Origin of the sequence: [Scytonema hofmanni] UTEX 2349, from assembly GCF_000582685.1 — a bacterium.
In the GTDB taxonomy this organism is placed as follows: Bacteria; Cyanobacteriota; Cyanobacteriia; order Cyanobacteriales; family Nostocaceae; genus Hassallia; species Hassallia hofmanni.
The window spans coordinates 457,377-476,706 of the sequence record NZ_KK073768.1; the positions used below are offsets into that span (position 1 = coordinate 457,377).

20 protein-coding genes and 1 pseudogene are annotated in these 19,330 nt (G+C 41.7%); 12 read left to right on the plus strand and 9 right to left on the minus strand.

The window, feature by feature from the left end; genetic code table 11:
* The first annotated feature begins 285 nt into the window (after positions 1-285).
* A complete protein-coding gene (wecB, locus tag TOL9009_RS0107115) occupies positions 286-1,401 on the plus strand; it encodes a non-hydrolyzing UDP-N-acetylglucosamine 2-epimerase (RefSeq protein WP_029632156.1) in 1,116 nt (371 codons plus the stop codon).
* A 257-nt stretch (positions 1,402-1,658) separates the two neighbouring features.
* On the opposite strand, the gene TOL9009_RS0107120 is transcribed toward wecB, so the two are convergent.
* The 4 genes from TOL9009_RS0107120 to hemC all read right to left on the minus strand — a co-directional run bounded on the left by TOL9009_RS0107120 (position 1,659) and on the right by hemC (position 6,275).
* A complete protein-coding gene (locus TOL9009_RS0107120; protein WP_029632158.1) occupies positions 1,659-2,255 on the minus strand; it encodes a peptidoglycan-binding protein in 597 nt (198 codons plus the stop codon).
* A 259-nt stretch (positions 2,256-2,514) separates the two neighbouring features.
* Positions 2,515-3,402, minus strand: coding sequence for a peptidoglycan DD-metalloendopeptidase family protein (locus TOL9009_RS0107125; RefSeq protein WP_029632160.1), 888 nt, complete (start codon positions 3,400-3,402; stop codon positions 2,515-2,517).
* 344 nt (positions 3,403-3,746) lie between these two features.
* Positions 3,747-5,186, minus strand: a complete 1,440-nt coding sequence (gene glgA / locus TOL9009_RS0107130) for a glycogen synthase GlgA (RefSeq protein WP_029632162.1) — start codon at positions 5,184-5,186, stop codon at positions 3,747-3,749.
* A 117-nt stretch (positions 5,187-5,303) separates the two neighbouring features.
* Positions 5,304-6,275, minus strand: a complete 972-nt coding sequence (hemC, locus tag TOL9009_RS0107135) for a hydroxymethylbilane synthase (protein WP_029632163.1) — start codon at positions 6,273-6,275, stop codon at positions 5,304-5,306.
* A gap of 541 nt (positions 6,276-6,816) precedes the next feature.
* Here hemC and TOL9009_RS0107140 point away from each other — a divergent pair.
* Both TOL9009_RS0107140 and TOL9009_RS0107145 read left to right on the plus strand, forming a co-directional pair.
* Entirely contained in the window at positions 6,817-7,800 is a 984-nt protein-coding gene (locus TOL9009_RS0107140) for a YegS/Rv2252/BmrU family lipid kinase (RefSeq protein WP_029632165.1), read from the plus strand.
* A gap of 572 nt (positions 7,801-8,372) precedes the next feature.
* On the plus strand, positions 8,373-9,707 hold the full coding sequence (locus TOL9009_RS0107145; RefSeq protein ID WP_029632168.1) for a PAS domain-containing sensor histidine kinase: 1,335 nt from the start codon (positions 8,373-8,375) through the stop codon (positions 9,705-9,707).
* Between the two features lie 310 nt (positions 9,708-10,017).
* Here TOL9009_RS0107145 and TOL9009_RS45265 read toward each other — a convergent pair.
* A pseudogene (locus tag TOL9009_RS45265) lies at positions 10,018-10,113 on the minus strand (Uma2 family endonuclease); the annotation flags it as partial.
* A 108-nt stretch (positions 10,114-10,221) separates the two neighbouring features.
* On the opposite strand from TOL9009_RS45265, the gene TOL9009_RS0107155 reads away from it, so the two are divergent.
* From TOL9009_RS0107155 to TOL9009_RS38445, 5 genes are all read left to right on the plus strand, one after another.
* Entirely contained in the window at positions 10,222-11,772 is a 1,551-nt protein-coding gene (locus TOL9009_RS0107155; protein WP_029632170.1) for an ATP-binding protein, read from the plus strand.
* A 95-nt stretch (positions 11,773-11,867) separates the two neighbouring features.
* Complete coding sequence (locus TOL9009_RS0107160) at positions 11,868-13,421, plus strand: metallophosphoesterase (protein ID WP_029632171.1); 1,554 nt, start codon at positions 11,868-11,870, stop codon at positions 13,419-13,421.
* Complete coding sequence (locus tag TOL9009_RS46985; RefSeq protein ID WP_186227499.1) at positions 13,402-13,551, plus strand: hypothetical protein; 150 nt, start codon at positions 13,402-13,404, stop codon at positions 13,549-13,551. The genes TOL9009_RS0107160 and TOL9009_RS46985 overlap by 20 nt, the downstream gene beginning before the upstream one ends.
* On the plus strand, positions 13,539-13,724 hold the full coding sequence (locus tag TOL9009_RS0107165) for a hypothetical protein (RefSeq protein ID WP_029632173.1): 186 nt from the start codon (positions 13,539-13,541) through the stop codon (positions 13,722-13,724). The genes TOL9009_RS46985 and TOL9009_RS0107165 overlap by 13 nt, the downstream gene beginning before the upstream one ends.
* Positions 13,725-13,741: 17 nt before the next feature.
* Positions 13,742-13,969 (plus strand): DUF5615 family PIN-like protein, encoded by a 228-nt coding sequence (locus tag TOL9009_RS38445; RefSeq protein ID WP_038296786.1) that lies wholly within the window; start codon positions 13,742-13,744, stop codon positions 13,967-13,969.
* Between the two features lie 25 nt (positions 13,970-13,994).
* Here the strand turns inward: TOL9009_RS38445 and TOL9009_RS0107175 are convergent, their stop codons facing one another.
* Together TOL9009_RS0107175 and TOL9009_RS0107180 are read right to left on the minus strand one after the other, a co-directional pair.
* Complete coding sequence (locus TOL9009_RS0107175) at positions 13,995-14,213, minus strand: toxin-antitoxin system HicB family antitoxin (RefSeq protein ID WP_029632175.1); 219 nt, start codon at positions 14,211-14,213, stop codon at positions 13,995-13,997.
* Between the two features lie 6 nt (positions 14,214-14,219).
* Positions 14,220-14,642 (minus strand): putative toxin-antitoxin system toxin component, PIN family, encoded by a 423-nt coding sequence (locus TOL9009_RS0107180; protein ID WP_029632176.1) that lies wholly within the window; start codon positions 14,640-14,642, stop codon positions 14,220-14,222.
* Positions 14,643-14,978: 336 nt separating this feature from the next.
* On the opposite strand from TOL9009_RS0107180, the gene TOL9009_RS0107185 reads away from it, so the two are divergent.
* The 4 genes from TOL9009_RS0107185 (at position 14,979) to TOL9009_RS0107205 (ending at position 16,734) form a co-directional block, all read left to right on the plus strand.
* The gene (locus tag TOL9009_RS0107185) at positions 14,979-15,212 is read left to right on the plus strand and encodes a type II toxin-antitoxin system HicB family antitoxin (protein WP_029632177.1); all 234 of its coding nucleotides are present in this window, start codon (positions 14,979-14,981) and stop codon (positions 15,210-15,212) included.
* Positions 15,205-15,444, plus strand: coding sequence for a type II toxin-antitoxin system HicA family toxin (locus tag TOL9009_RS0107190; protein ID WP_029632178.1), 240 nt, complete (start codon positions 15,205-15,207; stop codon positions 15,442-15,444). Before TOL9009_RS0107185 ends, TOL9009_RS0107190 begins: the two co-directional genes overlap by 8 nt.
* Before the next feature lie 541 nt (positions 15,445-15,985).
* Positions 15,986-16,273: an antitoxin family protein gene (locus TOL9009_RS0107200; protein WP_029632179.1), complete on the plus strand. Its 288-nt coding sequence runs from the start codon at positions 15,986-15,988 to the stop codon at positions 16,271-16,273.
* Entirely contained in the window at positions 16,267-16,734 is a 468-nt protein-coding gene (locus tag TOL9009_RS0107205) for a type II toxin-antitoxin system VapC family toxin (RefSeq protein ID WP_029632180.1), read from the plus strand. The genes TOL9009_RS0107200 and TOL9009_RS0107205 overlap by 7 nt, the downstream gene beginning before the upstream one ends.
* 38 nt (positions 16,735-16,772) lie before the next feature.
* Here the strand turns inward: TOL9009_RS0107205 and TOL9009_RS49090 are convergent, their stop codons facing one another.
* Complete coding sequence (locus TOL9009_RS49090) at positions 16,773-16,898, minus strand: hypothetical protein (RefSeq protein ID WP_260675857.1); 126 nt, start codon at positions 16,896-16,898, stop codon at positions 16,773-16,775.
* 188 nt (positions 16,899-17,086) lie between these two features.
* Positions 17,087-19,021, minus strand: coding sequence for an NACHT domain-containing protein (locus TOL9009_RS0107210; protein WP_029632181.1), 1,935 nt, complete (start codon positions 19,019-19,021; stop codon positions 17,087-17,089).
* Positions 19,022-19,330: the final 309 nt, after the last annotated feature.

The following is a 19,330-nucleotide window of genomic DNA, read 5'->3' on the forward strand; positions in this document are numbered from 1 at the left end:
GAGGGCAGAAGGAACCAATTGGGAGGGGATTGTGACCCCTCCCAATTGGAGGCTCCCAATATCGTTGCATTTGGGAGGGGCTTCAGACCCTTACTCCTTTCAGTCGTGGGCAGAGGACACTTATACATTCCTTCTGCCTCCTGCCTTCTGCCCTCTGCCTTTCCCGGTGAAAATCGAGAGGCTTAGATCCCCGACTTCTTTGAGAAGTCGGGGATCTTGTTGTTCACGGATTAGAGATTTTATGCCTTAATTGAGCAATGGCGATTTTTTTTCCCAACCTACTTAATGACTAATCAAAAGCGAGTTTACATTATCTTGGGTACTCGTCCGGAAGCAATTAAACTAGCTCCGGTGATTCAGGTATTCCAGCGCTCAGATAGCTTCGACACGCAAATAATTTTGACTGGACAGCATCGCGAAATGGTTGAGCAAGTGATGCAACTGTTCAACTTGAAGGCAGATCATGACTTAGAGATTATGCAGCCTCAACAATCTCTGAGTGACATTACCTGTCGTAGTTTACGAGGTTTAGAAACGTTATTTCAAGTAAGCAAGCCAGATTTAGTATTAGTGCAGGGAGATACCACAACGGCTTTTGCCGCGACTTTGGCAGCTTTTTATCAAAAAATTCCTGTAGGTCATGTAGAAGCGGGTTTAAGAACTGATGAATTATTTAATCCTTATCCAGAAGAAGCTAATCGACGGTTGATTTCGCAACTTACTCAGTTGCACTTTGCCCCAACTCCTTTGGCTGTGGAAAACTTGCAACGTTCTGGGGTTTTGGGTGAAATTCACCACACGGGTAATACGGTAATTGATGCATTGTTAAATGTGGCAAGTCGGAAACCTGCTTGCAATATACCTGGTTTAAACTGGGATTCACATCGCACACTTTTAGCAACAGTGCATCGTCGGGAAAATTGGGGAGAACCATTACAAGGAATCGCGCAGGGATTTTTACAGATTTTAGATAAGTTTCCTGATACAGCTTTATTGTTGCCATTACACCGTAACCCCACAGTGCGAGAACCATTACAAGCGCTTTTAGGAAATCATCCGCGAATTTTCTTGACAGAACCGCTAGATTATGCTGAGTTAGTGGGGGCAATTGGGCGATCGCATCTTCTCCTCACAGATTCCGGTGGTTTGCAAGAAGAAGCACCCAGTCTCGGCAAACCAGTACTCGTTTTGCGAGAAACTACCGAAAGACCAGAAGCAGTCGCTGCAGGTACAGCTAAACTTGTCGGAACAAACAGCAAAGACATTTTTGCTGCTGCAAGTGAGTTGCTGAGTAACTCAACCGCTTATGAAGCAATGGCAAATGCGATTAATCCCTTTGGGGATGGTCATGCAGCAGAGCGCATCTTGCAAATTGTGCAAAATTATTTGAGTATCAGTTAAGAAAAATTATCGCCTGATTTGACTACAGCAGATTTCAGGTTGATGTACATGGGTCAAACCCAAAACCCGCTCTGAGACGTTCCGTCGGAACGTCTCTACGTGTATTTAATAACAACGCAAGCAATCTGCTGTGTAATATGTTCGCCAATTTATTAAACGCCTACAGGCTATAAGCCTGAGGCTACACGTACAAAGCCCACCTGCGTGGGCTTTCAATGTAAAATCTGAGCCTTAAAACAGCTTCTGGGTGAATTTTTTTACAATCCTAAAGCAAGTCGAGTTTGCGGTCCAATTTTACCATCAACAATCAAGCCATTGCTTGCTTGAAAATTTCGCACTGCTCTTTCTGTGGTATAGCCATAAAATCCAGTAGATGCAACGGTTCCCATAGCTCTTTGAGCTTGGGCAACAGCCGGACCTTGAGAGCCTAAACCGAGAATTACTGGACCACCAACGCCAAGATTAGAATTACTAGTCCCTGTACCAGGACGGTTGCCAATCCACCTGGTAGCTACATAATTACCCGATGAAAGTCGAGAAAATCCGTTCTCAGTATCTACAACTATTGCTAATCGTGAGCCATTGGTAAGACATCCGACAACGGGTGCCTTGATGCTGGGAGCCGATCGCACTCTTAAACAATTGCCATTTGTCCTGGCATATCCTAACACTGAATAAGCTGCATGAGCTTGGCTGACAGTAGCGGAAAATAACACACCAACTCCGGCTATTGCCAAGCAAGCAGATTTAAAATGCTTTTTCCAATTAAATTTAAACTTAGGGAGATTTAATTCAGTACTTCCGGTTCCCTCTTCATTGGCAATAGCCATGTGGGAATAAGCAAGATAATCCATGATTGTCTCCTTTTTATCGAAAGTTGAGTGTTAGCCGAGAAAGTCTTTGCTTTTCTCGAATTTTTACCTAATGTATTTTAGGTTACATACAATAATACAGAATTATTACTTAAGTAATAATTAAAAAAAGATAAAATTATGATAATTTTCCGGATGAAGGGCGATCGCATAATTAAAGACCAAAATTGGTGGCGCGATCGCTCCCACAAAAATAACTCAAATACTTGCAAATAAAGCAGTTCAGCTTTTTCAAGCAATTCTAAGACTGCTTAACAGTGTAAAAAATATCTGAACGAAGCTGCCGACCATTTCGCCAAACTTCGACTTTATCCGGGCTAACGTAGTAAGAAAAACTACCATTATCAGCACGGTATCGATAATTACCTTCATTGAAAGCGGGTATTTTTACTAACTTGGTTGGATCTTGTTTTAACTGCCCGATATAAAATATCTGACCATTTTCTTGACAAACTTTGACCCAAACGTTTGCTGTCTCACCTTGTATGACAGTGACTCCATTACATTTGGTATTGCCAACACTAACGGAAATTGGTTGCGGGGGTGAAACTTGGTTAGGGTTATTTTCTTGAGAACCTCTAGAAGCGCGGGTTGTTATCTGCGGTGCTGGTATCTTACCTGCAACTGTTGATGGCAAAATATTTAAGGGATTAACTGCCACACGACCATCGGGATGAATTTCAAAGTGTAGGTGAGGTGCTGTACTATTACCAGTAGATCCCATCTCAGCAATCATTTGATTTTGACTAACCTGTTGACCCTTACTCACTAACAGACGGCGATTGTGACCGTAGACTGTCATACTACCATTGGGATGCTTAATTTGTATGGCGTTACCTAATCCCCAATCATCCCAACCAGCTTTTATCACTTCACCAGCTGCTGCCGCAAAAATAGGAGTTCCAGATGCGTTGGCAATATCAATTCCTTCATGTTGATATTTACGGAAGCCTTGAGAAACAATACCTTGAGCAGACCAAATAAATTCAGAAGAAGTATCAGTTGGTTGAATTGAAGAATTACTTGCTGTCTGAGTTAAGGCGAAAGTATTTGTACTGAGTACGGCAATTAAGCAGATTAACCCCATCAAAGTATAACTAGAGAATCGAACAATGGGAACTTTTTTCATGAGTTGAAATACCTGAGTGAACAATGGTTCAAAAAGCCTATATTAGACTTTTGCGCTTGGTGGGGTTATTGACGCACATAAACGCAATAAGTCTAGTTATTTGCTGTTTCAGGTTTAACTCAGTAGTATCAGGAATTAATCAAAGCTAAAGAGTGCGATCGCATTTACCTTTAACAGCAAGTTGGAATATACAGCAGATTTTGTTGTGATTAAATATACGTAGAGACGTTCCGGCGGAACGTCTCTACCCGGCGGAACGTCTCAGATTTGAACAAAAAATATATCCCCTAACTCTGTACCACAAGATAGAGAGCTAGGGGAAGGCAACAAGTGTTTTGCAACAATTATTTAGAAGTAGCTACTGGTTCATTTACGCTTGACTCCAGTTGTTGGGTTTCTTCCTCTTCTTCTGGCAAGCCGTAAATTGAGCGGTACAATTTGACATACTGCTTCGCAGATTGATGCCAACTGAAGTCTTCATTCATACCGCGTTTTTGCAATTCCAGCCATTGCGGTTTATAGCGATAGCCTTCCCAAGCGCGAATCATGCAGGTAAATAAATCTAACGCTTCATAGCGGTCAAAACAATAACCAGTGCCTGCTCCATTTGTGGGGTCGTGGTGGGTTACAGTGTCAACTAATCCCCCAGTGCGACGGACAATTGGCACGCAACCATAGCGCAAGGATAACATTTGGCTAATACCGCAAGGTTCAAAACGGCTTGGCATTAAGAAAGCATCAGACCCGGCGTAGATGCGGCGAGCTAAAGCATCGTTATAAAGTAGGTAAGTTGCCATGCGTCCGGGATAACGCGATGCCATTTGCCACATTTGAGTTTCATAATTGCGATCGCCTGTTCCTAGCAATACAAATTGGGCATCTGTATATGCTAAAAACCGATCCATAATTTGCAATGTTAAATCAATGCCTTTTTGATCGACTAACCGTGTCACCATCCCGACTAAAAAGGCATTACTATTAACTTCTAATCCCACTTCTTCTTGCAAAGCAATTTTATTCGCTTTGCGTTTTTCTAATGTGTCGGGAGTAAAAGTTTGGGCGATGTATTTATCATCTGCTGGGTTATACATCTCGGTATCTACCCCATTAATAATCCCAGATAACTTCCCGCTAATAAAAGACAGCAAACCTTCTAACTTTTCACCGTATTCAAGTGTTTTGATTTGCGCGGCATAGGTGGGAGAAACTGTATTTACCTTGTTGGCAAATTGTACAGCTGCTGCCATCGTGTTATGTCCTTGCATATACCAAGGACACCAAGTAATTTTCTCTAAATACCAACGCCACGGACCTTGATACGCTAAGTTATGAATCGTGAAAACCGTGGTAATATCAGGGTCTTGATTCATCCACACCGGAATCATCCCCGTGTGCCAATCGTGACAGTGTATTATTTCTGGCTTCCAATAATTCCAGCAAAACTCGGCTGCACCGTTAGCAAACAATGTAAACCGCCAATCTTCATCATTTCCAGAATAAATGCGCCGAGGCATGAATGCTGGATGTCCAAATAAATACAAGGGAACATCAGTACCGGGCAGAATTGTTTCATAAACTGCAAAGTGCTGAAACATCGCATCTCCCCACCAAATCGGTTCTTTGGGGATCTCCATTTTATCTGGCAACATGCCATAGTAGGGCATGAATATTCGCACATCATGCCCCATTTGTCTGAGGAATTTGGGTAAAGCACCGACAACATCACCCATTCCACCAACTTTCGCAATGGGAGCTGCCTCTGCTGCAACAAATAGAATCCGCATGGTAATTTCTGTTTTCCCCGTGCCTACATCAAAATTCCACTGTAGGATGGGCGTCCACCCTACTTATGTACAACGAATCGCACTTCTTCATCTAATCACATCTGCTTGTACAACAGCTCAGGAACCGCGTTGAATCTCGGTAAATATTTTATCCAAAATTTCCTGCGCTCCCTGTTGCCGCAACAGTTGTGCTAGTTGGATGCCTAGTTGTTCGGCTTGGGATGCTGAACCTGTGACGGTATCTTTGACCAAATTTTTGCCATCGACGCTGGCAACTATGCCAGATAATGTTAAATCGTCACCATTTAATTCAGTATTTACACCAATGGGTACTTGACAACCGCCTTCTAATTCACGTAAGAAAGAGCGTTCAGCTAAACAGCGATCGCGTGTTTGAGAATGTTCAATACCTTTAAGCAGCGAGATCAACTCAGTATCATCAGCACGGCATTCGATACCTAATGCACCTTGTCCAACTGCGTGGAGAGAAATTTCTTTGGGGAGAATTTGATGAATGCGATCGCTCATTCCCAATCGCTCTAAACCTGCTACCGCCAAAATTATCGCATCATATTCACCCCCATCTAATTTTGCCATGCGGGTATTCAAGTTGCCTCGAATATCTTTAAATGTAAAATGGGGAAAATGATGCCGCAATTGTGCTAACCGACGCAGGGAAGATGTACCGATGACCGCACCCTCTGGTAAAGTATCAATCTGCTTATCTTTGTGCTTTTCATGCACTACCAAAGCATCTGCGGGGTTTTCCCGTTCTGTAATTGTTGCCAGTACTAACCCGGATGGCAAGCGAGTCGGTAGATCCTTAAGAGAATGAACGGCAAAATCAATCTCCTGGTTGAGCATTCCTACTTCGAGTTCTTTGGTAAAAAGTCCCTTGTCCCCAATCTTGGCTAATGCCACATCCAAGATTTTATCTCCTTGGGTGGACATGGAATGCACTTCAAAAGTGATATCAGGAAAGAGTTTCTGAAGTTGTTCTTGTACCCAGTGAGTTTGAACTAGAGCAAGTTGGCTTTTGCGGGTACCGATGCGAATTGTGCGTGGGGGACTGGAAACAGATAATGTCATAAATACAGTATGTTAAACCAGGCAATTATTTTACTCTCATCTAGACTACCGCAGTGCGTGACTTGAAGTGTGGCTATTTTCTTGATTCGAGTTAAGTTTGTTTTTTACTTTTCTTTATGAATTTTTGTTAACTGGTTAGCTCTTAAGGAGGTGGATCAGATTAGATACACATCGACTGAATTTAAATATGCATTATCCCAAACCCTTGATTAGACGTAGCACTTGCTAGTCTTTACGCTCGTATTTTGGGCAACGCAGTATATAGCGCTTTTCGGTTGCGTGCAATACGCGATGTAGAGACGCGATCGCACGAAGTCTCTACATTTATTTTTTGAACATGTATGTGATTCAAATGAGAACCGCTATAATATAGAACCTCATTCCAGATGTTCGCATTTTTTCAGACTTGAGATAATTATGACGATAAAGAAAACGCCAAATCACAATCATCGGTAAACCTGCCGTGAGATGGAAGTTTGCATTTTGCCGCAACGTTAGTAATAATTGGATACTTATGATTTAGAATCTGTTTTTCATTTTTATGAATCGTTCCGCTTGTCTTATTTTTAATCCGGTTGCTGGTCAAGGTAATCCAGAACAAGAACTGGCACAAATCCGGGAAATATTAGAGCCAGAAATTGACTTAGATATTTACTTGACAACTGAAGAAATCGGTGCTGACAAGCTTGCACAGCAAGCAGTTGAGCGCGGGGTAGATGCGATTATTGCTTCTGGGGGAGATGGCACCCTCTCCGCTGCTGCTAATGCGGTAATCGGTACTAATATTCCTTTTGGCATCATTTCACGGGGAACGGCAAACGCTTTTGCTACAGCTTTGGGAATTCCTGATTCCATCGCGGCAGCCTGTGAGAGTATTTTACAAGGAGGAACTCGGAGTGTAGATGTAGCTTATTGCAACGATCGCCCGATGGTCTTGCTAGCAGGTATTGGTTTTGAAGCCGAAACTGTGGAACGCGCTGACCGAGATGCAAAAAATCGCTTTGGCATCATGGCTTATGTTTTAGCAGGACTGCAAGAATTAAGCAATTTAGAAAATTTTGATGTAGAAATCGAAACTGATGAGAAGATAATTAAAACTTCAGCTGTAGCGGTGACAGTAGCAAATGCTGCACCTCCTACTTCAGTTTTGGCTCAAGGAGCAGCGGGAATTATTGTGGATGATGGGTTACTGGATTTAACTATAGTGGCGCCGGCTAATAAAGCCGGAGCGATCGCGGCAACACTTCATCTGTTTCAAACTGCTTCTGCGGGTATCCCAGTCGAGCGAAATGACATCGGCTATCTGCGCTCTAAACAATTCAAAATTACCACCGAACCACCCCAAAAGGTTGTCTTAGATGGTGAACTAGTTGGAACAACTCCCATTGAGATTAAATGTGTTCCCGCAGGTTTGAAGGTTTTTGTGCCGATGCAAGAAGAAGTTGTGCCTGTGGAAAAATTAGAGGGACTTCCTAACTTGATAATTGAGATGAAAAACACACAAGATACCCCATCTGATACTTAAGTTAAAGTCTTTAGTACCTTTTTGGATTTGACATAGGAGTGAAAATGAACTATGCGTTGTCCAAAACCCTTGTAGAGACGCGAAATTTCGCGTCTCTACTTCTTCTGTCTATTAATTTCGTAGCTTTTTTAAACGCAGAGTCATAATATGTTTTAATTTACTACTAAACCCATGCCAATTAATTATAAATTTACACTTCAAAGCAAAGAACGAAGATAATTCTGATTTGCCACTTTCGGATAAATTTACCTCAACCTTAATGTAGATACAACTTTAACAACAGCTTAATACTATAGAAGTTGGAATGTTACATCAAATTGTGATGCCTGCTACTTGTATGCTGTAATAAGTACTTTACAAATTAGCAAACAGGCAAAAGATTGTTTGTCAAAATTTGGTTTGATACAAATACAACAGGAATTTATGTAACACAACTAAAACAAGAAAAAACTAATTCGTTTATTGTTTGCCTTGGGAATTTAATTTTTTTTATAAAATTCATAAGAAAAATTAATTTAAGCATAAATTTCACTTTTTAGGTTCATTAATAAAAAAAATTAACAAGAGGCTTCATGAATGCGAAAAATTCTAAACAAACACTTGACCTACAGTTAAAAGTTCCTCAACCGGGCAAACAATTCTCTAAGAAGTTTGTGGTATTCACCGGGCAACAATTACAGTTATTGAATCAAACTCTGAAGACGTTTTGGGCAGCGTTACAAGAACAGTGTGCGGCAATGGAAGAATTGCGTTCTTCAAATCAGGCATTGATAGCGACTCACAAGTATTTAGAAGAAGAACGACAACGCTACCAAGATTTGTTTAACTTTGCACCGGATGGATATTTAGTAACAGATATTAAGGGTACAATTTCCCAAGCAAATTATGCTGCTGCCAAGTTGCTTAACATCGACCAAAAGTATCTAATAGGTAAAAAGCTGATTAGCTTCATTCCAGAGACAGATCGTCAAGCTTTTCGGGTTATGCTGACGCAACTTTATGGTATGAAGCGATTGCAAGAATGGGAAGTACGTTTGTCTAGACGAGACAATACGGTTTGCGACGCGGCAATGACGGTGGTGACTGTATATGATGGAAATAATAAGGCGATCGCTTTGCGTTGGCAATTGCGAGAAATTACCGCACGCAAGCAAGCTGAAGAACAACTACGGGAACTGCAACTGCAAAATTTGCAATTAGTAGAAGCAGATCGTCTCAAATCACAATTTTTGTCAATAATGTCCCACGAGTTGCGTACTCCCTTAAACGCGATTTTAGGATTTTCTCATGTGCTGCTACGCCGATTTCGCCCGAATGTTGAGCAGCAACCATTCAACATGGTGGAAAACATATACAGCAATAGTAAGCACTTGCTGTCGTTAGTTGAAGATATTTTGGATTATACCAAGCTGAAAGCCAAACGTTTGGAATTGGAGTTAGAAACGTTTGACTTGGCAGAATTGGTGAAAACGACTGCTGAAGAAATGCGATCGCTAGCGGAACACAAAAATATCAATTTGCAGGTTTATTTAGCTCAACCGAGCATTTTTGTAGTCAATGACCCCAGCCGGATGCACCAAATTATTGCCAATTTGTTAGATAATGCCATTAAGTATACCGAATCGGGTAGTGTGGTTATTGAACTTACCGAACTGCCCAAAGATAAGTTAGCGATCGCTGTTGTCGATACTGGAATTGGCATCGGTGAAAAAGATTTAAAGTTGATTTTTCAAGAGTTTCGCCAAGCAAATCAGTCCTTAGCCAGATGCCAAGGAGGGACAGGTTTAGGACTGGCAATTACTGATGCTTTAGTGCAATTAATGCAAGGAACCATCTATGTAGAAAGCAGTTTAGGGCAGGGTTCTACTTTTCGGGTGGAATTACCCCGCACTTTATCGGCAAAATAGACATCGACCGAATTTAAATATGCTTTATACGGAATCCCTTGTAAAGACGTTCCGCCGGAACGTCTCTACGAGGGTTACGATGTTTTTACTAATGTTAAATATCAGGACATAACCCTTTGTAAAGACGTTCCGGCGGAACGTCTCTACGAGGGTTACGATGTTTTTACTAATGTTAAATATCAGGACATAATATTATCTGAAACCCTTGATTAGACGTAGCACAGAATAGTCTGTTTTTCACACCAGATTTCTAATAGGGTTACTCAAAAACAACTCCGCGATAAATTTCGGCGATCGCTAATTCAATCCCAACTGATTCTCCATCACGATATTCGCTGCGTCCTTCTGCTTTTCGAGCGATCGCCCGATATTCATCTAAATTGTAGCGACGCTCGGTGGTAATCATAGGTGATAACTGCTCGGCAACAAAACTATATTCTCACAAAGTCTTCATTGTTGAAATATCTGGCGCGATCGCACTAAACTCAAAGTATCCGATAGAAGCAAACACTAAATGCCTCGCTGGTTCAACATTGCTGGTCCTTGTAAAGCAGACAAACACTACATGCTGTCACCTACAAGTCGCTTACCCGACTTGGAAATGGCGATCGAACAAGAGAGTTATTTTGTCCTTCATGCACCCCGACAAACAGGTAAAACTACCGCAATGCTATCCCTAGCAAAACAGCTTACCGCAACTGGACGTTATGCAGCAGTGATGGTATCGGTGGAGGTGGGAAGTGCATTTAATCATGACCCTGGTGCAGCAGAATTGGCAATTTTGGGAACTTGGCAAAATACAATTGAGGATTATTTACCTCCAGAACTACACCCTCCAACTTGGATTTATAATGCTCCTGGACAGAGAATTAACGAAAATTTAAGAGCCTGGGCACAAGCAATCGAGCGTCCGTTGGTGCTATTTATTGATGAAATCGACTCTTTAGAAGACCAAACCCTAATTTCCGTGTTGCGGCAATTACGTGATGGTTATCGCAGTCGTCCGGAAAACTTCCCTTCATCCCTTGGTTTAATTGGATTGCGGGATGTACGCGATTATAAAGTTGCATCGGGTGGAAGTGATAGATTAAATACAGCCAGTCCTTTTAATATTAAAGTCAGTTCCATCACCCTCAGAAATTTCAACGCCGCAGAGGTGGAAGAACTATACCAGCAACATACAGAGGAAACCGGACAACTTTTTACCCCAGAAGCAACAGCAACAGCGTTTGATTTAACTCAAGGACAGCCTTGGTTAGTAAATGCCCTTGCCAAGGAAGTTGTGGAAAAAATGGTCAAGGATAGAAATATTGCTATTACCAAAGAGCATATTTTACAAGCTAAGGAAATATTAATTGCCCGTCAAGACACCCATCTCGATTCTCTAGCAGAAAAACTGCGAGAAAAACGAGTTAAAGACATTATCGAACCAATGTTAGCTGGACTTGCTTTAGGCGATACCCCCAACGATGACCGACAATATTTAATCGATTTAGGATTGTTGCGACGCGATCCTGCTGGGGGACTCGTAATTGCTAACCCGATTTATCGCGAAGTAATTCCCCGTGTTTTAGTCCAAGGCACCCAGGACAGCTTACCCCACATTAGTCCCAGTTGGTTAACCCAGTCAGGCAAATTAAACACAGATGCTTTGCTGAAAGCCTTTATTATATTTTGGCGGCAGCACGGGGAACCATTATTAGGTAGTACTGCTTACCACGAAATAGCACCACATTTAGTATTAATGGCTTTCTTACATCGTGTCGTTAACGGTGGTGGCACTCTGGAACGCGAATATGCAATTGGAAGCGATCGCATGGATCTATGCCTAAGATATAGAAGCGTTACGTTAGGAATAGAATTAAAAGTATGGCGTGATAAAAAACGTGACCCTCAAGCTGAAGGAATTGAGCAATTAGAATCATATTTAGCACGGTTAGGATTAAACTTTGGTTGGTTATTTGTGTTTGACCGACGTCAAAATGCACTACCAATCGAAGAACGTTTATCAACGCAAATTGTCATGACAAAAAATAAACGCTCTATTACTGTTATACGTGCGTGAATCGTTTTGCCTTAGAAATATTTTATTTATTATAAATACCCTCTTCGACTATCTTAAAAGGTGCGTCCTTCATGAAAATTAGGGAGTGAGTTGCTTTGAAACTTGTATCCGATACGGCGATCGCCGACAAAATTCGTAAGATGAATCAGCGGGTACGATGGCAAGATCCGGCAATTGTCGAGCGGGGCATTGACCAAACTCGCATGGTGTTGGATGATAATCGTTTCACAGATCGAGAGTTCTCATTTTTGGTTGTAGGTGATAGCGGTTCCGGATCGCATCGAGGACACAATCCCCAACGAAAGATAGCTGAACTAATGCTGCCTCATCACGACGAAAGCCGTTTTATGCTACATACCGGTGACGTTATCTATTTAGTCGGGTCGAGCGAGTACTACCAGCAAAACTTCATCAACCCTTATCGTGAATTCCTTGTAGGTGGCGAACATCCTAAGCATATCGCTTATGACGAGATGGTTTTCAAGCTGCCAATTCTACCCATACCAGGAAATCACGATTATTATAACTTGCCGATTCTATTAGGCTTAGTCTCTTGGACAACACTGCCAATCCGTCGTCTACTCCAGTCCAAATTAGATATTGACGTGGGTTTGCATGGTTCAGGAAAAGGTGATGCCTACGCAAAAGCGTTTTTGGACTATCTCCAGGCATTTAAGCTTCCAGGTGATTTAGCTCGTCATTTAGATGAGCATTATACCCAAAGGACGGATACAGGGCGTTGTCTTAGCTACCAGCCTGGAAAATTTACCCGCCTTCCGAATCGTTACTATACTTTCCGCTATGGGGGTATTGACTTTTTCGCTTTAGATTCTAACACATTTAACGATCCGCTGCCGCTAGCCTCGACGAAAGAAGGCGAAGTTCATCGCCAAGTTTTGCAAAAACGCCGGGAGGAATTACAGCAAGAAAACCAGCAAATCATGGAAACCATAGCCCAACTCAATCCTGAGAATCCAAGCGAAGCCGATCAACTTGACGATTTGCAAGCCAAGCTGACACAAATTGAGGAGATTATTGTTGATATTGATAAGCAATTAGCCGCTGATAAAACCACGACGGTAACTGATATCGAACAATTGGAATGGTTGAAGCAGAGATTAATTGAGTCTTGGAATACTACGGAAGTGCGGGGAAGGGTAATTTATTTTCATCATCCTCCCTACGTAACTGAGGCAACAAAATGGCAACAGGGACAGACTTTAGCGATTCGTAGCCGTTTGCGTAATGTGTTTAATGCGGTAGCTAAAGCGGTCGGTGATGGCGTTCAAGGGCGTCCTTTGGTAGATTTGGTGTTAAATGGTCACGCACACTGTTTGGAACACATTCAGACAGTGGAAACCGGAGGTGCTGATTCTGGTATTAACTGGATTATTTGTGGGGGAAGTGGGTATAGCTTGCGACGTCAGCGAAGTGAGGGAGCCGATTTGATGGAAGAGGATAGATTGATTGGGCGATCGCATCTTTTCATCGGTCGCAACGGTCAAGGTTCTCAAAAGCGCAGACCTTACTCGTGTTTACGCATAGATGTTAAAGATGGTAATCCTCCTAAGTTTATTATCCGTCCTTTGGTTGCGGAGTGGTATCAGCGCCGGTGGGGACATCGGGAAATTGAGCCGTTTACAATTTGAGGGATGGATTGGGGAGCGATCGCACTGCAATTTTTCGCCAAAACTAAATTCCCAATTGACAAACTGCGATCGCACTTTTGGTGATGGGGTTGATTTAGGCGATCGCATTCTTCGCAATTGTGTCAAATAAGCGATCGCACTTCTGGTGATGGGGTTGATGTCGGCGATCGCACTTGTGATGATGGGGTTGATTTAGGCGATCGCACTTGTGATGATGGGGTTGATTTAGGCGATCGCACTTGTGATGATGGGGTTAATGAGGCGATCGCCCTTTGGGCAATGACACCTTTGCAATCACCGTAAGGCGATAAGCCGGAGGCTTGACGCTACTCGCTGCTGTAGAAGCTCTTTGCAATGGAGGTCACGATATTATTTGGATTCGTACTGATGCTCCTGGGATTACTGACCCCGAAGTTTTAAACCGCGCTCAAAGTGACGAGCGCATTCTTTTGACCTTTGATAAAGACTTTGGTGAACTTGCCTTTCGTTCACATTTGCCTGCAACTTGCGGGATTATCTTATTTCGGATTAAAGCACCTTCCGGTTAGTATTTACATAATCGTCCTACAAGCCTTATTCTGTAAGAGTATCAAGTTTAGCCAGTATTCTTAAGCCTTCTTCTGCGTTGCCAGTTGCAGCCATAGCTTTAAATCTTGTATGGGCATCAAATTCTGCTAAAGCTATGGTAGAAAGTTCTTCAATTAATTTATTAACACTGATGCCTTTGGCTTGAGCAAGTTCTTTCAATCTATTATGCTTATCGTCTGGTAAACGAATAGTTAAAGTTGCCATCTTTGTTTAACTCCTAATAATTTCTTCAGGTTTTAATATTGATAAGTTAGGAAATAACAATTCAGTATTTTGGAAATCTTTGACATTGTGAGTGGCAATCATTTGAGCATTTCCGGCAACTGCTAATTCAATTAAGTGATTGTCAGCTTCGTCTTTTAAATTAGGTCGCCATAAATAATAGATATAAACCCATTGACTTACGCTCATGAATGATGCAAGTAAAGCAGAAATTTCTTCAGTAGTTAAAGAGCATTTGGCGATAATTTCTGAGCGATGAATGACTGACTCATACTCCAAAAACAAAGCATTCCCCATTAAAGGCTGATATTCTCCTTTCAAACAGCGTCGGATTAGTTCTCTACTAGAACCTTTAGAGCTAATCAGCGCACTAATAAAAACGCTGGTATCAACTACAATTTTAATCGCCATGTATACATGGTAGCATATACGCTATCATAAAATTCCTAGTCAAAGACTTAAAAGCGATCGCACTGCAATTTTTCGCCAAAACTAAATTCCCAATTGACAAACTGCGATCGCACTTCTGGTGATGGGGTTGATGTGGGCGATCGCATTCTAAGCAACTTTGTCAAATATGCTATGGCACTTCTCATGATGGGGTGATGTGGGCGATCGCACTTTTGGTGATGAGGTTAATGTGGGCGATCGCACTGATTTGTTGCGGATACGAATTATTTATAGTTAATGGTGTAGCATAAAAGCATAACCTAACTTAATAGACTTCTTGGATTTTTAAGATGGCTTATGGAGTTGAAGCAGAATATTAGAGCAGTCATTCATCCAGGTGAACAACACGGATACGTAGCAGAATGTCTAGAAGTTTCCGTGGTAACTCAGGGAGAGACTCTGGATGAAGTTGTTCATAACCTTCGTGAAGCAGTTGCTTTGCATTTAGAAGACGAAGATCCAACTCAATTTGGCTTAGTAGATAAACCTTCTCTACTGGTAACTTTTGAACTCCAACTAGAATATGCCTAGACTCAAAAGATTATCAAGTGCTGAGGTTGTTGGAATTTTGGGCGAGTTTGGCTTTGAGGTACACAGCCAAAAGGGTAGTCATATTAAGTTGCGTCGTTCTGGTGTAGAACAAAAAGAGACTTTAACAGTACCATTACATCGGCAGTTAGATACAGGAACTTGCAAAGCTATTTTTAGACAGGCAAGTAAATACATTCCTGAAGAACAACTTTTCCCATTCTTTTACGAGTAAAGTAAGTAGCCAACTCTCGCAAAGAAGCGATAAGCGAAGCTTAATGCCTAAGCGCAAAGCGCACGCTACGCGAACGGCATATTGCCAACAATAAAATCTATCATATACATCACTGTAAATTTATGCGATCGCACTCTTAGCAATTATGTCAAATCAGCGATGTCTACAACGGGCGTAGATGCAGCAGTTTTGATGATGGGGTTAATGTAGGCGATCGCACTTCTGATGATGGAGTTGATGTGGGCGATCGCATTGTTAGCAAATGTGTCAAATCAGCGATCGCATTTCTGGTGATGAGGTTGATTTAGGCGATCGCACTTGTGATGATGGGGTTAATGAGGCGATCGCCCTTTGGGCAGTGACACCTTTGCAATCACCGTAAGGCGATAAGCCGGAGGCTTGACGCTACGCGTATCGCTTTTGAATATTCTAATGCAATCCACTGTTTCGGCATTGCGGACATTTGTACTTTATGGATGGCTAACAACTACCAACAGACTTGGCATAAAATAGCCTTAAAACTAAAAGTCAATTAATTTCAATGGCTAAGGCAATTCCGGCAATTTACGAAAATGGAGTGTTGCGTCCCTTGGCTCCAGTAAATTTTTCTGAGCGCCAAACTGTTTGGCTACAAGTGTTACCCGAACAAACCACGACTGAACTTTTGCCTTTGCTTGAACCTCTCTACGAGTCTGGTTTACTTACTCCTCCAACTTCCTCTGATGCTCCCCCGATTTCTGACGCTGATTTGGTAGCAATGGTAGAGTCTATTCATGTTGCTGGTCAACCACTTTCAGAAACAATCATTGAGGATCGAGGTGAGTGGTAGCAGCATATTTTTTAGATACCAGTGCTTTGCTTAAACGATATGTTCCAGAGACAGGAACTGCTTGGATTCAATCGTTAACTGCTCAAGAAACTGGTAATTTATTGGTCGTTACCCGAATTGTCTGGGTTGAAGTTTTTAGTGCATTGGCTCGTCGTCAGCGAGAGGGCAGTATTTCTGCTAATCAGACTAACCAAATTTTGCAAGCATTTCGTTACCACTTCGATACTCAGTATCAAAAAGTTGAATTGTTGCCAGTAGTGACTGAAATGGCAGGACAACTTGTCATTCGTCATCCCCTGAGAGCTTATGATGCTGTTCAACTGGCTTCTGCACTATGCATTTTACCTCAACTCTCTGGGACAAATACGATAACATTTACATTTCTCACCGCTGACGAACGCTTGCTAGCAGTTGCTCAAGCCGAAAAACTCATCACCGATAATCCCAATTACTATCTATAAATTTGTATTTACAAGAAAATTTTGCAAAATTTATTAACTTACCTAGTGAATTCTCGCTTTAAAATCATAAAGGCGATCGCACACTTTGCAACTTTGCCAAATAAGCCATGTCTGGCAACAAGAAGCAGAGCTTCTACGCAGTTTTGATGATGGAGTTGATTCAATACGGTTCGGATAAGATTTTTTGATGAAAATTATAGATCACAAAGACGCCATAAATCCCCGTCTTTACAATAATAAGCCCTTTGTAGAGACGGCGATTTATCGCGTCTCCTGCCCTAACCGAACCGTATTGGGGGTTGATTTAGGTTAATATTTATATGTATATTTCGTCTTTTTATCAACGAGTTGATTAAACACGCATGTCAGCAAAGTGGTCGAGTAGCAAGCGGTGGATAAAACGATAGCGACCACCGATTTGTTGGATAATCCGACGTTCTGCCGCACGACTAAGGAATTTGGCATAATTCCAGGGAATGTAGCGGTTATACCAAAGTACTAAACGAAGGGAAAAATGTTGTATACAGGCAATTCCACCACCATGCCAAAATGGCAGAAAAACTATCAAAGTTTGAGAACGAATTAAAACTATAGTGACTTCCTTTGCTGAAATAACTTGAAGTAAAAATGGTTTTAACCAAATTTGTCCAAAGATAAAAATAAAGCTAAATAAAATTGTCAGCACAACCATATTTTTAGCAGAAGCCCTAATACCTTGATTGGGAATTGATTTGTTGACAATCTCACCTTTTAGCCCATAAATCAGCCCAAAAATCAACCCATAAATCAGTCCATAAATCAGTCCATAAGTCAACGCAATAATCAATCCAATAATCAGCCAAGAAATAAAATTTTTAATAAATTCTCTGAGTGCCGTAACTGTGAATGAAAATTGAATTGTTTCCAGCATTTCAAATTCAAGATTCAGTAAACCAAAAATCAGCCCATAAATCAGCCCAAAAATCAACCCAAAAATCCGCCCAAAAATCAACCCAAAAATCCGCCCAATAAACAGTCCAGAAATCAGCGAAAAAATCAATTTTTGCTGACGATTCTGCAACCAATTCGGCTGCATATTCTCAATTAAAAACTCCGTTTGTGTCCCTCGCAATTGTTTCGCTAAAAACACCAAAAAATGCATAATCTTCCTGCGCTGTGGTTCCCCTTTCCCTACAGGCAACAACTCAAATCTACGCTCAATATAGGCATCAAATAATTCTTCCTTCGTCTGTATTGCCCTTCCTTGATAGGCAACTAACATCATCGACAATAACAGAGGAGTCCTTGCCAACTCCAAAAACTCCGCATTATTTTGAATACTTTGCCACAAATCCCCTCGCTGCAACTGGGTTAAATAATCCTGAATTTGTCTATCTGATAATTCTTGCAAACATACCGCACCATGTAACGTCGAAAGTATTTCCTCCCCCGCAAGATATTCCTCCTGCCGACAGCAAACCACCAAATCCCGTGTTGCATCTTCCTGCAAATATTGATTAATAGCTCGAATACATTTTCTCTGTTTTTCCAAACCCAACTCATCCAACCCATCCAACAAGGGTAAAATCTCACCCTGTTGTAACCAAACCCGACTTATCCCTGGTGCGAGGTTATATTCCTGCTTGAGTTGCAAAATCATCCAATCTAAAATACTCACACTATCATCCCGCCAAGTCGAAAGCTCAAAAATCATCGGTATCGGTTCTTTGTCGTCCTGTTTGGCTATATCGAGTAATTCCTTTGCCAAATTCAACAAAGTCGTAGTTTTTCCGCCTCCCGGTTGCCCTAAAATTAATAAACGTCCGCTAATATCACCCCGTCGCAATACATCCACCATCTTGTCGAGTATCTGGGGCTGACTCGTAGTATTGTTAACCGAGACTGTATATAAAGTTTGTAACGGCTTTCTACCAACTTGTTGGGGTTGCTCCTCCCGCATCAAATCCAGCATTAACAAATTATGCAAGGAATCGTGCAACCGTTGTTTTACCTTAGTTGCTTCCGCTTCGAGTAACCTGGGACGAATTGTGGGATCGATATTTGCAGGTGCATCTTCCGGTTGTTGCTTTATTTGCTGGTAGGTGAGCCAGATAAATACCAGCGCCATGATAATAAAAAGAGCGATCGCAATCCTGTTTTCAGCAAAGATTTTTGCAACATCCTGGGAATTCTTTGCTTGCAGTAAATCTTTCAGCGCTGGTAATTGGTTGCCGATATAGCCAATGATAAGGCTAGCGATCGCAATGCTAACAGCCAAAAATACTGGTTTTTTCAGCAGCTTTTTCATGTAGGAGACTCAAGAGCAGAGCTTACTTGGAATAATTATTACCACATTTCTCTATTACTACCCCTTGAGTTCAGCATATTTCGAGAATTACTGATTTTTATACCCTCCTCATCAACTTCAACGTCCCCATCCTTAAACAAGGCATCAAACGCATTATCCTCTCTTCTTAACTCTCTCTGCGCTCTTGGCGCCTCTGCGGTTCGTTCTGACTAAATTTAATCAATTAACGAGGAAGGATATCATCCAATACGGTTCGGTTAAGGCAAGAGACGCGATAAATCGCCGTCTCTACAATTGTAAAGACGGCGA